Annotated in this window: 13 protein-coding genes and 2 pseudogenes; 7 read left to right on the forward strand and 8 right to left on the reverse strand. The window is 61.0% G+C overall.

Features of this window, described 5'->3' with window-relative positions; translation table 11 throughout:
* Positions 1-240: 240 nt before the first annotated feature.
* Positions 241-507 carry a hypothetical protein gene (locus QRQ56_RS30595; protein WP_438745011.1) on the reverse strand — a complete coding sequence of 89 codons (267 nt, stop codon included), beginning with the start codon at positions 505-507 and terminating at the stop codon, positions 241-243.
* A 270-nt stretch (positions 508-777) separates the two neighbouring features.
* On the opposite strand from QRQ56_RS30595, the gene QRQ56_RS30600 reads away from it, so the two are divergent.
* The 3 genes from QRQ56_RS30600 to QRQ56_RS30610 all read left to right on the forward strand — a co-directional run bounded on the left by QRQ56_RS30600 (position 778) and on the right by QRQ56_RS30610 (position 3017).
* Positions 778-1926, forward strand: coding sequence for a YihY/virulence factor BrkB family protein (locus QRQ56_RS30600; RefSeq protein ID WP_438745012.1), 1149 nt, complete (start codon positions 778-780; stop codon positions 1924-1926).
* A 28-nt stretch (positions 1927-1954) separates the two neighbouring features.
* The gene (locus QRQ56_RS30605) at positions 1955-2269 is read left to right on the forward strand and encodes a hypothetical protein (protein ID WP_438745013.1); all 315 of its coding nucleotides are present in this window, start codon (positions 1955-1957) and stop codon (positions 2267-2269) included.
* A 139-nt stretch (positions 2270-2408) separates the two neighbouring features.
* Positions 2409-3017, forward strand: a complete 609-nt coding sequence (locus QRQ56_RS30610; protein ID WP_438745014.1) for a SemiSWEET family sugar transporter — start codon at positions 2409-2411, stop codon at positions 3015-3017.
* A 226-nt stretch (positions 3018-3243) separates the two neighbouring features.
* On the opposite strand, the gene QRQ56_RS30615 is transcribed toward QRQ56_RS30610, so the two are convergent.
* Positions 3244-3483 (reverse strand): hypothetical protein, encoded by a 240-nt coding sequence (locus QRQ56_RS30615; protein ID WP_438745015.1) that lies wholly within the window; start codon positions 3481-3483, stop codon positions 3244-3246.
* 327 nt (positions 3484-3810) lie between these two features.
* Between QRQ56_RS30615 and QRQ56_RS30620 the strand changes: the two genes are divergently transcribed.
* Positions 3811-4155 carry a response regulator gene (locus QRQ56_RS30620; protein ID WP_438745016.1) on the forward strand — a complete coding sequence of 115 codons (345 nt, stop codon included), beginning with the start codon at positions 3811-3813 and terminating at the stop codon, positions 4153-4155.
* Between the two features lie 594 nt (positions 4156-4749).
* Here the strand turns inward: QRQ56_RS30620 and QRQ56_RS30625 are convergent.
* The 3 genes and pseudogenes from QRQ56_RS30625 to QRQ56_RS30635 all read right to left on the reverse strand — a co-directional run.
* A pseudogene (locus QRQ56_RS30625) lies at positions 4750-5133 on the reverse strand (glycosyltransferase); the annotation flags it as partial.
* A 435-nt stretch (positions 5134-5568) separates the two neighbouring features.
* Positions 5569-5973, reverse strand: a complete 405-nt coding sequence (locus QRQ56_RS30630; RefSeq protein WP_438745018.1) for a hypothetical protein — start codon at positions 5971-5973, stop codon at positions 5569-5571.
* Between the two features lie 13 nt (positions 5974-5986).
* Entirely contained in the window at positions 5987-6187 is a 201-nt protein-coding gene (locus tag QRQ56_RS30635) for a hypothetical protein (protein WP_438745019.1), read from the reverse strand.
* Positions 6188-6471: 284 nt separating this feature from the next.
* Between QRQ56_RS30635 and QRQ56_RS30640 the strand changes: the two genes are divergently transcribed.
* The gene (locus QRQ56_RS30640) at positions 6472-6894 is read left to right on the forward strand and encodes a hypothetical protein (RefSeq protein ID WP_438745020.1); all 423 of its coding nucleotides are present in this window, start codon (positions 6472-6474) and stop codon (positions 6892-6894) included.
* 80 nt (positions 6895-6974) lie between these two features.
* On the opposite strand, the gene QRQ56_RS30645 is transcribed toward QRQ56_RS30640, so the two are convergent.
* The 3 genes from QRQ56_RS30645 to QRQ56_RS30655 all read right to left on the reverse strand — a co-directional run bounded on the left by QRQ56_RS30645 (position 6975) and on the right by QRQ56_RS30655 (position 9333).
* Positions 6975-7394, reverse strand: coding sequence for a hypothetical protein (locus tag QRQ56_RS30645; RefSeq protein ID WP_438745021.1), 420 nt, complete (start codon positions 7392-7394; stop codon positions 6975-6977).
* Positions 7395-7479: 85 nt separating this feature from the next.
* Positions 7480-7821, reverse strand: coding sequence for a DUF1236 domain-containing protein (locus tag QRQ56_RS30650; RefSeq protein ID WP_438745023.1), 342 nt, complete (start codon positions 7819-7821; stop codon positions 7480-7482).
* Between the two features lie 132 nt (positions 7822-7953).
* Entirely contained in the window at positions 7954-9333 is a 1380-nt protein-coding gene (locus QRQ56_RS30655; protein ID WP_438745024.1) for a carbohydrate porin, read from the reverse strand.
* A gap of 142 nt (positions 9334-9475) precedes the next feature.
* On the opposite strand from QRQ56_RS30655, the gene QRQ56_RS30660 reads away from it, so the two are divergent.
* Together QRQ56_RS30660 and QRQ56_RS30665 are read left to right on the forward strand one after the other, a co-directional pair.
* Positions 9476-10798 carry an Nramp family divalent metal transporter gene (locus QRQ56_RS30660; RefSeq protein ID WP_438745025.1) on the forward strand — a complete coding sequence of 441 codons (1323 nt, stop codon included), beginning with the start codon at positions 9476-9478 and terminating at the stop codon, positions 10796-10798.
* A gap of 49 nt (positions 10799-10847) precedes the next feature.
* Positions 10848-12248: pseudogene (locus QRQ56_RS30665) on the forward strand (TAXI family TRAP transporter solute-binding subunit).
* Positions 12249-12761: the final 513 nt, after the last annotated feature.

A 12761-nucleotide genomic window follows, 5' to 3' on the forward strand; every position in this document is an offset into this window, starting at 1 on the left:
GCGGATAGGCTAGGAATAGTATGGTTGGGCGCCGACCAGCCGTTGTTCATGCCCTTGATTAGGTCCGCAAGTGACAAATCCCTGACAGTGTAGCCACGGTCTACATCACCAAGGAGCTTGCGAGGCGGCCCGCAGGTCGAACCGATCCGTGCACCACTTCAGCAAAGCAACTCAGGCGCGCATAGTCTTGATGGAGGGCCACGGCGTCGAAGGCGACGAAAACGCCGGCCTGTTGGTCTGTCACCGCTGTTTGGCACGCGCCGTCCCCGTCTGCCCAATCTCCGGCAGGTCCACCTGAACACGTGCGAGCTCTTCCCTACGCTTCTGAAAACTGGCTTCGCGGTCGGCGCCGGCGACCTCGGCGAGAACATCACCACGGCCGGCTTGTGCCCCGAACGGGTGCCGCTCGGGACGCTGATCGAACTCGGGCCGCCCGCGATCGTCGAGCTGACGGGCCTCCGGACGCCTTGCGTTTTGATCGACCGCTTCCAGCGCTGCCTTAAGCAACAGGCGCTCTCGTCGGCGGAAACAGGTCCGGCGTTCAAATCCGGAGTGGTGGGCGTGGTCCGGGCCGGGGGCGGCTGGTGCGTCAATCGCCGACCCTCGCTCCCTCTCTGCGCTTCGGCTCATCGACCGGCGAGGCGCAGCGGCTTCGGGCACCCGGATGGTCGACTGGCTATTTCCTGCTTTTACGGCCGGCGGGCGCCATTAGATGGCTGCTCATCTGAGCGGAGAAACCAATCCTCCACGATGCGATTGAATTCGCGGAGGAGATCAATGGCCCTGAACCAAAAGACAGCTCCGCGGTCCGATGGCATCGGATGGAGCCTGGCTGGAGCGCTCGGTCTCGCGGCCGTTGCCTTCTTTTTCGATCGCATCGTTCCGCCCGATCATGTCGCCCGGTCTGGCAAGGACGACATGTTCCCGGAGACTCGGGAGGAGGAGCGGAACGCTTCACCCGCCAAGATGGCGACCGAGGACGGAGATCGCGGACGGCAAGCAAACTCGCCCGCCGAGATTCCTGCAAGAGGATGGAAGGACATCCTTTGGCGCATCTACGGCAACATAGGCGATCACCGCATCTTGGCCCTCGCCGCCGGCATGACCTACTACAGCCTTCTCGCGATCTTTCCCGCGATTGCGGCGCTCATCGCCATCTACGGCCTGTTCTCGGATCCCAGCACGATTTCAAAGCACCTCGACGATGTCGCCGGCTTTATCCCTGGCGGAGCGGTCGACGTCGCCCGCGAACAACTGACGCGCGTCGCCACGACGGGCAACCGGAGCCTCGGCTTCGCATTCGCGACGGGGCTGGTGATCTCGCTATGGAGCGCGAACGCCGCGATGAAATCGCTTTTCGACACCCTGAATATCGTCTACGGCGAGCAGGAAAAACGAGGGTTCTTCAAGCTGAACGCGATCTCGCTCGGATTCACTGTCGGCGGAATCATCTTCGTTATCGCTGCGCTGGGCGGGGTTATCGTCATTCCCGTGGTACTGAAATACCTCGGCCTTTCAGACGCCGCTGATCTGCTGATTAGGATCGGACGGTGGCCCGCACTCTTCGTCGCGCTCGCTCTCGCCCTGTCTTGCATCTATCGCTTCGGGCCCAGTCGCGATGCGCCGCGATGGACTTGGATCACCTGGGGGGGCGCAGCAGCAACCCTCCTGTGGCTCGCGGCCTCCGGGTTGTTCTCCTACTACGCCGCGAACTTCGGGACTTTCAATCAGACGTACGGATCCTTGGGTGCCGTCATCGGCTTCATGACATGGCTCTGGATCTCTGCGATCGTGATCCTGTTGGGCGCCGAACTCAATGCGGAGATGGAGCATCAGACGGCCCGCGACACCACGACCGGCAGGCCCAAGCCGCTCGGCGTCAGAGGCGCCAAGATGGCGGACACCATAGGGGCTGCGAGATCTTGAAATTGCTACGCCTTGCGAGTCCGACGCTATGAATCGCTCCTATCTCGTCCAGATACTAGTGCCGAAGGAGACCGGCAGAGGCCGGCCGGTCACCAAAAACTGGTTCGACGAATTCCTGCAAGAGTTGACCGACAAGTTCGGAGGGGCGACCAGCTTCGTCCGTTCCCCCGGCCAAGGACTTTGGCGCAGCGGCGATACGACCGAGCGAGACGATGTAGCCGTCGTCGAAGTGATGGCTGCGAAGCTCGCACCCGAATTCTGGGCGTCTCTACGCCAACGGCTGGAACGTGAATTGGCTCAGGAAGAGATCGTCATCCGCGCGCAGGAAATCATCTCGTTATGATGATTTTTGGACGTCGCGCCCAGGATGGCCGGTTTGCTGCTCGGAGGATCCTACCCTGCAAGGTCCTTTCGAAAGAGCCGGCAGGTTTCCTTTACCGAGATCCGTTTCGGCTGGTCTCGGCGGGTAGGCGAATGGCGCCATGATAGAATTCGCACCCTACCTCGGCGGACTCGCAGCCACGCTGGCGTCCCTTTCCTACATTCCCCAAGTCAAGAAGGCATGGCCACGGGGGTCGACCGGAGACCTTTCGCTTGGCATGTTGACGGCGCTCACTGCGGGACTGGTACTTTGGATCATCTACGGCTTAATTCGAAGCGACTGGATCATCGTGCGCCAACGTTGTCGGCGCGACCCTGGCCGGCACCGTTCTCGCATGCAAAATGCGGGATCTGAGATAGCGGGCGCGCTCGCTACACTTACTGCGCCGCCCAGTCAATCGCTCGATGGCTTGGCAGCCTGCCGACGCACCGTAGGTTTGTGCCGGTCGACTAACGGTGGTCATCGGAATGTGTCCCAGGGCTTGAAATGGCCGGCCTTCACGTTGGCAGAAACGAGCGGTCCATTCGAATATGGGGTGCTAGGCGTCGCGCGGCAGGCGAGCAGAAGCTCGGACTTGTTCATTGCACATCTCCGGAAGTTCGGTCAGGCTTTAAGACTGACGGAGTGTCGGGCGCGAAAGAGGCGCGGATCTCCGCGACCATTCGCTGCCCGGCCAGCCGGAAGACATGTTCATCGCTCCGTCGAGTAAGGCGAGATCGGTCCGGAGCTGTATCGCGCAGGGGTGCGCCTAGGCCTGAGGGCCTCGTTTCCAAACGGCGCGATCGCCGTTATGGGGCTGGCCGATCGAAAGACTGGATCAAGGGTAAGAATCGCACGCAACCGGCTATGTCGCATGTCCAGGAAACCTTCTCCGCTCGAGATTCGATGGACAATGCTCTGGTGGGATGGGCATCGCGGGTGCATTTAGATGAATATCAGCGCGAAGCCCCCGTCCTCAACATATTGCCGATCGATGCAGGCGTGCCGGCATTCGGCTTAGTAAGCCAATTGTCGATCTGCGCTGCTTGCTCGGCCTGATGTACCCGCTTCATTAGGAGGTCGCGTTCGGTGCCGGGCGCCAGCTGCTCAGCCACTTCGCGAAATTTGGCAGCCTCTTCGATCAAACGCTCCTGGAAGGTTTTTGCATGCTTGATCCGAGCACGGCTTTTTCCCATTGCAGCCTACCTTGTTGCACCGCGAAATGAGGCTTACCAGCTTTGACATGGAACAAGGACGGGGAACAAAGGTTCCTTTTAGCGGAACGTACTTATGTGCGATGTCTCTGTCGGATCGTGTTATGTCGAATTTGGACGTGGTTCTGGAAGAGGTCTGCCGTGAGTTTCAGAGCGGCGGAGACCATGAGGTTCGGAAGGTAGTCGCGGAGCAGCTTTTGCAATCTGCCGAAGCGGGCCAACATTCTCTTGGAGAGCTAAGCGCTGTAGGGCTGCGCGCCTTTGCAGCGGCGGCCAGGTCGCAACGCCAATAGCTGAAAGAAAAAACTTATGGCGTCCGTGCTCTTGGTCGAAGACGAAGCTCTGATCCGAATGATGATTGCGGACATGCTAACCGAGCTTGGTCATCGCGTTGCGGGACAAGCCCACGATCTGACGAGTGGACTGTTGCTCGCGTCTGAGCCGGGCGTCGATGCCGCAATCCTGGATCTGCAGCTCGGCAAAGATAGTTCTGAGCCCATCGCCGTAGAGTTGGAAAAACGCAACATCCTATTTGCCTTTGCGAGCGGCTATGGGGCCGGCGGGATGCCGCAGACCTTCAAGGATCGTCCGGTTCTGCAAAAGCCTTTTCCTCTGGACGAGCTTCAGCGCTGCATGGCGAAGCTGTTGGGCTAACAGAGGCCAGTTGTCTGCTCCATGACGCGGGCCAGATCTTCTTCGGAGAATGGCTTCCGGATCATCGGAAAAGCATCGCGCCGCCGCTCACGGCCGGATAGCTGTAGAACCTTCAAGTCCGGCCGAACCCGCGTCGCTCGCTCCGCCAGTTTCATGACCATCACGAGTCAAGCTTCTGAAATCTAGCGGGTTCCTTTTTTCGAGGTTCGAACCCGCTTCGGAAAAATGATTATCGCGGATCGTTTTGAGCATGGAACCCATGTTCACTATGGTACTTAGGAACACGCATCGCACCGAGGTGAGTCGTGTCTGAACAAGGCGAAGCTGAGCCGTCGTTGGCCCGGCCCCCCCGGCTGGGGCCACAATGCCCGAAGTGCAAAATGCCGTCACGCTACGCGACGTCAATTCTCGACGTGAAGAACGACAGGATGGTGCCGTTTTATCGATGCTTTGACTGCCTCCAGGAAGTCTGGGAGTAGCCTGACAGAGCTCCGCTTGCAGCTCAAAGAGAGCTAGGAACGGCAGCTACGCGTCGGCGGTCCTTGCCTTCCACGCAACTTCACCAACGGTTCCGATGCCGCTTTCCTCTGATCCGAACGTCCCGATCACGTCGGACAGGCCCGGATGGTCGAGCCGGCCGTGCATCGTCGTCAGAAACGGCACGCCTATCCGGCTCAATACCGGCAGCGGCAGCCAGTTGACATGGGAGTGGATGACGAATTCGTGCGCATGGTCGGCGACGGCCTCATCAGCAGCGAGCAGGCGGCGTTCGCGTCGACACCCCGCCGCCCCAGGCGCAACGCGCGCGGCCACACGGCGTGGAGCTTGGCCTTCGTGGCGGAGTCGCGCTGGCGAACAGGGTGACGTCGTGGCCGAGGTCGACCAGTTCGTCGACCAGCCAGGCGATCACCCGCTCGGTGCCACCGAACAGCTTCGGAGGGACGCTTTCGGCCAACGGGGCAGCTGGGCGATTTGCATCGAGCTAGGCCCCAAGTGCGCTGCGCAAGCCGACCGCAAGGACCGCGGAAATGAGAAAGGAAATCGCGAGCAGCGTCCAACTGGGCCTTGTGCTTCCTTTGGCAACGCGCGCGACGAGCATTTTCATGCAAATCAACATTCGTCTCTGGGGAGCCGGTGCAGGTAGGCTAAACCGAAGGTCGCGAGTTCTTCGGCATCGCTCTGTCGCTCTTCCCATCTCCGATGCAGGTGGCGCTCCATGAGACAGCGTCGGCCATCTCGATATCAGGTTGTCGCGTCCGATACACGGTCCAGGCGGTCTCCGTGGCGTTCTTCAAGACGACGTTGCCGGCCATGCTCACTCTCCGGAGACGAACCCAGTCGCTGCCAACTCAATGCGCTTCGGAAAGTTTCCGGTTTTTCCCGGTAAGCCGCGTCAACCGGACAATCGCGCATTTAGCACGCTTTTGCGCGGGCCCGCTCGCGTGCCGCACGTCGGCGCTGCAGGCGCTGGCTTCGGCCAGAGCGCCTTGCGGCGAGAGGGGTAGCCGCAGGACTTGACCCCGGCAACTCCACGGCGGGCGCAACGCTCTCCGTCATCCTCTCGATAGACCTTGCTTCCATGAACTCGAGCACGGATCGGCCCTTCTCCGTGATCCGCCATCCGCCGTTCAGCCGCTCGACCAGTCCTTGCGAGAAGATGTCGAGCTTCGGCACGCGAGCGGCCAGGCGCTTGGTGCGGTCCGCCCAGTCACGCCCGCTCGTCGCCAGTATCGCCATGTCGCGCTTGAGATCAGCCATGACGGCGAACCCGTCGGGATGGCTCACCAGGATCTTGAGCACAGTGACCTGGAAGTTCACCCCCGCCTTCCCCCTATTGCCCCATCGCCGGCGCGTCGTGGAGAGCCTCGCGTCCGGCCTGCCTCAGCCTCTCGGGCGAGGTGTCGCCGTCGGTGGCCGCTTCCAGGATTCTCGAGGCTACATGGGTGCGCGCCGCGGTTTCGTGGCGCGAGACGTCCTCGCAGACCTCATCGAAGGCGGCGCGCAAGAGTGTGTTCGTGGCCGGATCGAACATGGGAACCCCCAAAGCAAGAAGAGTTAGTTTACTCGGAAACGCTGTTCGGTGAACTCAACAAAGTTAACGCGGTCAGATCAAGCGAAGACGGTCGAGAGCTTCCGCGACGCAACATGAACTGAACCCAACCGGGGCTTGCTGTTGTGGTCCAAGCTCGATCCTCTCAAGCGAAGCTGCCCAGGCACCGAGCATCCATTGCCCGCTCGCCACGCCGGGGCGAGAGAAACTATTGCCATTTTTTCCCGTTGTCGGTGGGGCGCACGAACAGCTTGAAAGGATGCTCGATGAAGAAGATTGCAATGTCGGCGCTGATGGTCGGCGCCCTTGGTTTGGCCTCGGTGGCCACGACGTCTCCTGCCGAAGCCCATTGGCGAGGTGGGTGGGGCGGATGGGGACCGGGCATCGCCGGCGGCCTTGTTGCCGGTGCCGTGCTCGGCGGCCTCGCCTCCTCGGCATATGGCTGGGGACCGGGCTACGGTTACTACGGCGGGCCCGGCTACTATAGGGCCGGCTACTATGGCGGTCCCTACGCCTACGACTACGACGAGCCGTATCGCTGGGGCGGCGGCTACACGACGACCTACTACACGGCGCCGGTGTCCTACGGTTATCGCTATCGCCGCGTCGTTCGCCCGGCCTACGCCTATTACGGCGCCTCCTATCCGGTCGTTCGGCACCACTGGCACCGGCACCACCGCCACTGGTGAGAGCGCGCGTACGTCAAGGCAACGAAGGCCGCACCCTGAGGGAGCGGCCTTTTCCTTTGAACCCCGGTCGAGCTTTCCGCTCACCACGACCTGTCGGCAAATGGATCGGTCCGCTCGAGCGCGAGACGCCGGTCGGGTGTCCGCTTCTGCAGCTTTGCCGACCGTTTCGGATGCTTGAGGACCGCCGCAACGCGGGCCGGCGCTTCCTTCCGGGCCTCGCCGGAAGGGGCTGCAGGCACGGCGGCCATGGTCTCTCGCAGTTGCTGCCGAGGTTCTTCAGGGAGCGGATCGGTCTGCGCGATGATCGGCGCTTCAGCCTGCGGGCTGGTGTCGAAGACGATCTTCTCCGGAAGGTTCCTCGCCGATTTTATCCGGATGATGGTCCTGTCGGGGTCGGGCACCGCGGTGGCTTCGATGGGAGCGGGCAGATACCGATCCGCAGCGACGAGCAGCGCCAGCAAGAATCCGCCGACGAAGACGAAATAGCGCATGATCGGCATGGACGGCCGCTCGCAAATGAGAAATCAGATATCGGTGGGGCCGCGGGGTGCCGGGCCGCTGCGATCAGCGACCCGCCGAGAAGGCTTAGTCGATCTCCTGGACGACCGTGCGGGTCGACGGATCGACCAGCATGACGCGCTCGCCCGAGTAGACATAGCGGTACTTGGTGAGCGAAGAACCCCAGTCGGCAGGCACCGCCTCGAGTTGGACTTCGCGCGGCACGGGCTGGCCGACCACGATCTTCTGCTGCACCGGACGAACCTTGTGCTCGGTGACGTAGGTGCGGATCTTGGTGCGGTATTCCGGCTCGATCTGCACGGCGGCCGCGTGACCTGTGCCCGTGGTGGTGGTGACGACGCTCGACTGCGCCATCGCGCCCGTCGAAATCAGCGCTGCCAGCGCTGTCGTCAATCGAAGATTGTTCATGTTGTTCTCCTCGCCGCCATATGCGGCATGCGAAAACCCGCCAAAGATGGCAAGGTTCCGGGAAAACAGAAGAAGAGTTGCCTATTTTTCCCGATATCGTGCACGTGCCCTAGCGGAGAGAGCCATGGTGAATCAGAACTTGATGACCGACCGTAATCCGACAACCGTCGCATTCTTGAGATGCCTTCCGGCCGATGTCCCGAGGGGATCCGTGGCGCCTCCACCGGGACGACGGATGAACTGGACATTAGGCTGAATCGTCAGACCGGCTTGAACTTCGTACTGGTAGACAGCGGTCAGTAGCTCTTCCGAGGTCCGCAGAGGCCATCGCAGCCCGGAGATCGACTGGAAGTCCCGATCAAGTGCCTGCGCGCGGCGCGATACGTGGGCGTAAGCAGCTGCGATGCCGAACTTGTCGTGTGGACGCGCGTCGGACAGCCCGATGAACTCGAGGCCACCGTCGGCGTACATATCGATCAAATTGCGATCGGACGGTCCATAGGACCCGCGTGCGAATATGCCGATGCCGCGATCGTCGTCGCGGCCGACGCGATATAGCTTCTGTTCGAAGACGGCGTAAAGACCGTAGTCGCCGGAAAAGCTGGCAGGTGTTCCTGAACTCGCGGGATCCGCCAGTGAAATGCCGGCCGTATCAAAACGCAGGTCCGCAGAGCTGCCGAAATGCCGCCATCCGCCAAGCTTGAGCTTGCCATCGAGGCCCGGATCCCCCTTTTTCGCGTTCCACTGCAGTTGTGCTTCGTAGAGAACGAGCGGCGGATCATTCACCCGGAAATTCACGCCATATCGGTTGCGCAGCTGCGGGTCGCTGGAGCCAGGGCCTGCGGCATCACCATCGAAAACGGCCCCAAGCACTGAGAGATTGTCGCTCAAGTCGGCACGCAGACGGACTCCCATGGCGGCGAGCGGTGGCGAAGGACCGCCGCTCGGAAGATTGAGCGACAGGCCGGCCGGCCAACCGAGAGAGGCGTTCGTGAAGACGTCCGTATACTTCGACGTCATAAATTCTGTATCGGCGGCAAGCTGTCCCGCTCTAAGCGCGATCTTTTCGCCCCACTTCCTTTCGAACCAAGCCTCATAGAGACGGGTCGTTGGCAGTGCCTCAATACCGCTAACGTCCATGAAATTGAACAGCGAACCTCGGGATAGCCCCCCGCCGTCTATCTGAAAGACGTTGGCGTGGAACGTGACCTGCTTAAGCCCCACCAACTTCTCGAGATCGGCGTCGAAAGCGAAGTTTATGCGATCCTCGTACACGGCGCTCTGTTTTGCGCCTCCGGACGGATTCCCCAAAACCTCGCCGATGTAGGTGACCGCAAACTTGATGCCCTGCTTCTCGAAGGGGTTGGGCAGCAAGCCCAGCGTCGTCTCCTGCACGGTGCTTTCGCCGGTATCAGGATCAGCGGGCTTGAGGTCGTCGGTCTTCTTGTCCTCTTGAGCGAGTGCGACGCCACACAGCAGTGATGCTCCAAGCAAGATCAACAGGCGATGCATGAGACCCGTCCAACCATGACAGCATGATGCAGGTTTTGGACGTGGTTACAACTTTGCCGTCCATGGCACTTGGTCTGTGGTCAAAACTGCACACTCCGAACTATAGGCCTGCACAGACGTTATAAGTTCCGGAATCGGATCCATGGCAGCGACGGGGAGCGAAGAGGTGGCGAGCAGAAAAACGCGCAAGAAGCCAGTCGAGAACCAGGATCAGGACAGCTTCTTGCAGCGCTTGGGGCCCGGCCTCATCACCGGCGCTTCCGACGACGATCCATCCGGTATCGGCACATACAGCCAAGCGGGCGCCCAGCTAGGATTCGGCATTGGTTGGACCATGTTGTTCACCTATCCGCTGATGGCCGCGATCCAGGAGATCTCGGGCCGCATCGGCCGCGTGACGGGCCACGGCATCGCCGGAAACGTCTGCCGAAATTTCCCCGCACCCGTCATCTGGTCCATGATCGTGCTGCTTTTCGTTGCCAATACGATCAACGTTGCCGCCGACCTCGGGGCTATGGGCGATGCCCTCAAGCTTCTGATCGGTGGACCCGGCACGCTTTACGTTGTTTTCTTCGGCGCGATTTCTGTCGTCGCGCAGATCTTCTTCAAGTATGAGCGTTATGTGGCGATCTTGAAATGGCTGACGCTCGTTCTGCTCGCATATGTCATCGCGCTTTTTCTCGCAAAAGTGCCTTGGGGCGAAGCGCTGAAGGGACTGCTGATTCCGAAGATCCAATGGAATGGGCCCTTTCTGACGACTTTAGTCGCGATCCTCGGGACGACGATTTCGCCCTACCTGTTCATTTGGCAATCCTCTCAAGAAGCGGAGGAACAGCGGATCGATCCTGACAAGAAGCCGCTTAAGCGCGAGCCGGAGAAGGAAGACGAGGAGGTCAAGAGGATTCGGATCGATACGCTAGTCGGCATGGCAGTGTCGAACGTCATCGCCATCGCAATCATCATGACGACGGCGGCAACGTTGCACGCCTCCGGCAAGACCGACATCGAATCGTCAGCCCAGGCCGCCGAAGCTTTACGTCCCGTCGCGGGAGCTCTGGCTGAGCTGATCTTCGCGCTCGGCATTATTGGGACAGGTCTTCTCGCGATCCCGGTGCTGGCCGGCTCGACCGCCTACGCTATCGGAGAAGGTCGCAAATGGCCGGTCGGCCTGTCGCGAAAGCCAAAGGAGGCGGTCGCGTTCTATGGTGTACTTGCACTCTCGGTCGCGCTCGGCGTCGGGCTCAACTTTACCGCGCTCGACCCGATCAAAGCGCTCTATTGGAGCGCGGTCATCAACGGTATACTGGCCGCTCCGATCATGACCGTGATGATGCTGCTTGTACAGCGCAAATCGGTGATGGGGGATCTGATGATTACGGGGCCGGTCTATTGGCTAGGCTGGACCGCGACCGTCGCGATGTTCCTGTGCATCGTTGGTATGGCTTGCTCGATGATGTGGTCTTAATCCCGCACGGAGACGACCCCATAGCGCCACCCCGCCAAAAGGTCTGCTGATGTCGTCTTCTGCCCCGGCCAATGGTACTGCCGATCGACGCCAACGACGGCTCCTGATCGTGTTGGCTGCGGGCTTCGTCGCCTTCGGTGCTGCAGCGGCCGGCCTATTTTACGTCCTGCAGCCCGAGACTCTTCGGATCGCCGTTGGTCCTTCAGGCAGCGAAGACCACCAGGTCGTTCACGCGATGGCCGAGGCCTTCGAGGAGGAAAGCAGGACCGTCAGGCTTGCCCCTCTCACCACTCCAGGAGCTGCCGAATCGCTGACCCTCATGGGCACCGGCAAGACCGACTTGGCGGTCGGGCGCAGCGACCTTGCTATGCCGAGCGACGCCCAGACGCTCGCTGTCCTGCGCAAGAACTACGTCGTGATATGGGCGCCTTCCGGAACAGCAGGCAAGGACTCCAAGAAGAGGGCCACCGCGAAGATCGGTGAGATCGCCGATCTCGCGGGACATAAGGTCGGCATCATCGGAAAGACCGGCGCCAACGTCGCGCTCCTGCGCACGATTCTTGAGGGCTCAGGCGTGCCGGCCGATAAGGTTGCCACGGCTCAGTTCGGGACCGACGAGATCGAAAGGCTGGCGCAGGACACCACGCTGGATGCGTACCTCGCCGTCGGTCCCCTCGACAGCAAAATTACGACTGCTGCCATCGCAGCGACGTCCCGATCGCGCGGAGCGCCGAAGTTTCTTCCGGTCGAAGCATCTGAGGCAATTGCCCTGCGGCATCCGCGCTACGAAGCCGAGGAAATTCCAGGCAGCGTTTTCAACGCCAAGCCCGCCTGGCCCGACGACAAGATCGACACAATTAGCGTCAACCATCTCATCCTGGCCAGAAAGGAACTATCAGAAGCCAGAGCAGCTGCCTTTTACCGGCAGCTTTTCGCCGTACGCGATGCGATCACGCAACGCGTCGCGGGCGCCGCCCGCATCACAAAGCCCGATACGGAGAAGGAGGCCGAGCCCTCAGTGCACAGGGGGAGCCGCGGCAGTAATCAACGGGACCGAGCGGACATTTCTGGACAAGTATAGCGACTACTTCTGGTTCGCTCTGCTTCTGCTTTCCGGGATCGGTTCGGCCGCCGCCTGGCTGCGCCGATATCTGAACAGGGACGAACGTGACGACAACACCGTTACCGCAACCGCATTCTCGCGGTGATCACCGAGGTCCGCGATGCCGGATCTGAACAGGACTTGCTGGCTTCGCAGCGGGAGGTCGACGCGATCATCGCGGAAACCCTCAAGCGCTACGACGGAGGAGCTATCGAACAGGAGGACATGGCCGCGTTCGGCCTGGTCCTTGAGCTGTTCCATCATGCGGTTGCGAAAAGACGGGCGTTGTTGCAGGGCGGTCCCGTCGAGGCAAAGGCCCCGGGACCAGCCATCGCCTCTCGCCGATAGTCGCACGCTCCCGGTGGGATAAACTCATCGCTTCTGCAATACGTTCGAGAGCGCCAAGCCGTCGTTCAAGATCGAGAACCTGTCGTGAGAACCCCGATGCGCGTTCCGGACTTCAGAATGACGGCGGCGGCGGATATGGGTCTCGCGAACCGGCTCAAGCCCGCCTTGTCGACGCCCGGCCGGCATGGTGTCCCTTCTGCCAAAGTTCGCGACCGCAGCATCTTCGGAAGCCGCTGTCCATCGACCGGTTCTCAAACCGGCGCCTATTCACCGAAGCTAGAATCGCGCGCACCGCGGTTATCTGCTCGCAAGGCGTCTTCGACCCCGCTTCGAGCGGACGGCGTTCGACGATATATTGCCGATGCATTCAGCAAGTGATGGCAGGGACATTTTTCTAGGTGGAAAGGCCGGCCTTTGTGGGCTGACCTCTCTGGCAAAATCTGGAAGTTGCCTCAGAAAAACGGAGGTGTAACCGGTAAGCGGACCGTCCGTTGCATTCAGCAAAGACCCGTC

The sequence above is a fragment of the Bradyrhizobium sp. U531 genome (assembly GCF_051710265.1).
Lineage (GTDB): Bacteria > Pseudomonadota > Alphaproteobacteria > Rhizobiales > Xanthobacteraceae > Bradyrhizobium.

Bases quoted from the DNA above. Each gene is read 5' to 3' on its own strand.
- QRQ56_RS30600 (WP_438745012.1), top strand. From the start codon at position 778: ATGGCCCTGAACCAAAAGACAGCTCCGCGGTCCGATGGCATCGGATGG.
- QRQ56_RS30605 (WP_438745013.1), top strand. From the start codon at position 1,955: ATGAATCGCTCCTATCTCGTCCAGATACTAGTGCCGAAGGAGACCGGC.
- QRQ56_RS30610 (WP_438745014.1), top strand. From the start codon at position 2,409: ATGATAGAATTCGCACCCTACCTCGGCGGACTCGCAGCCACGCTGGCG.
- QRQ56_RS30615 (WP_438745015.1), bottom strand. From the start codon at position 3,483: ATGGGAAAAAGCCGTGCTCGGATCAAGCATGCAAAAACCTTCCAGGAG.
- QRQ56_RS30620 (WP_438745016.1), top strand. From the start codon at position 3,811: ATGGCGTCCGTGCTCTTGGTCGAAGACGAAGCTCTGATCCGAATGATG.
- QRQ56_RS30635 (WP_438745019.1), bottom strand. From the start codon at position 6,187: ATGTTCGATCCGGCCACGAACACACTCTTGCGCGCCGCCTTCGATGAG.
- QRQ56_RS30640 (WP_438745020.1), top strand. From the start codon at position 6,472: ATGAAGAAGATTGCAATGTCGGCGCTGATGGTCGGCGCCCTTGGTTTG.
- QRQ56_RS30645 (WP_438745021.1), bottom strand. From the start codon at position 7,394: ATGCCGATCATGCGCTATTTCGTCTTCGTCGGCGGATTCTTGCTGGCG.
- QRQ56_RS30650 (WP_438745023.1), bottom strand. From the start codon at position 7,821: ATGAACAATCTTCGATTGACGACAGCGCTGGCAGCGCTGATTTCGACG.
- QRQ56_RS30655 (WP_438745024.1), bottom strand. From the start codon at position 9,333: ATGCATCGCCTGTTGATCTTGCTTGGAGCATCACTGCTGTGTGGCGTC.
- QRQ56_RS30660 (WP_438745025.1), top strand. From the start codon at position 9,476: ATGGCAGCGACGGGGAGCGAAGAGGTGGCGAGCAGAAAAACGCGCAAG.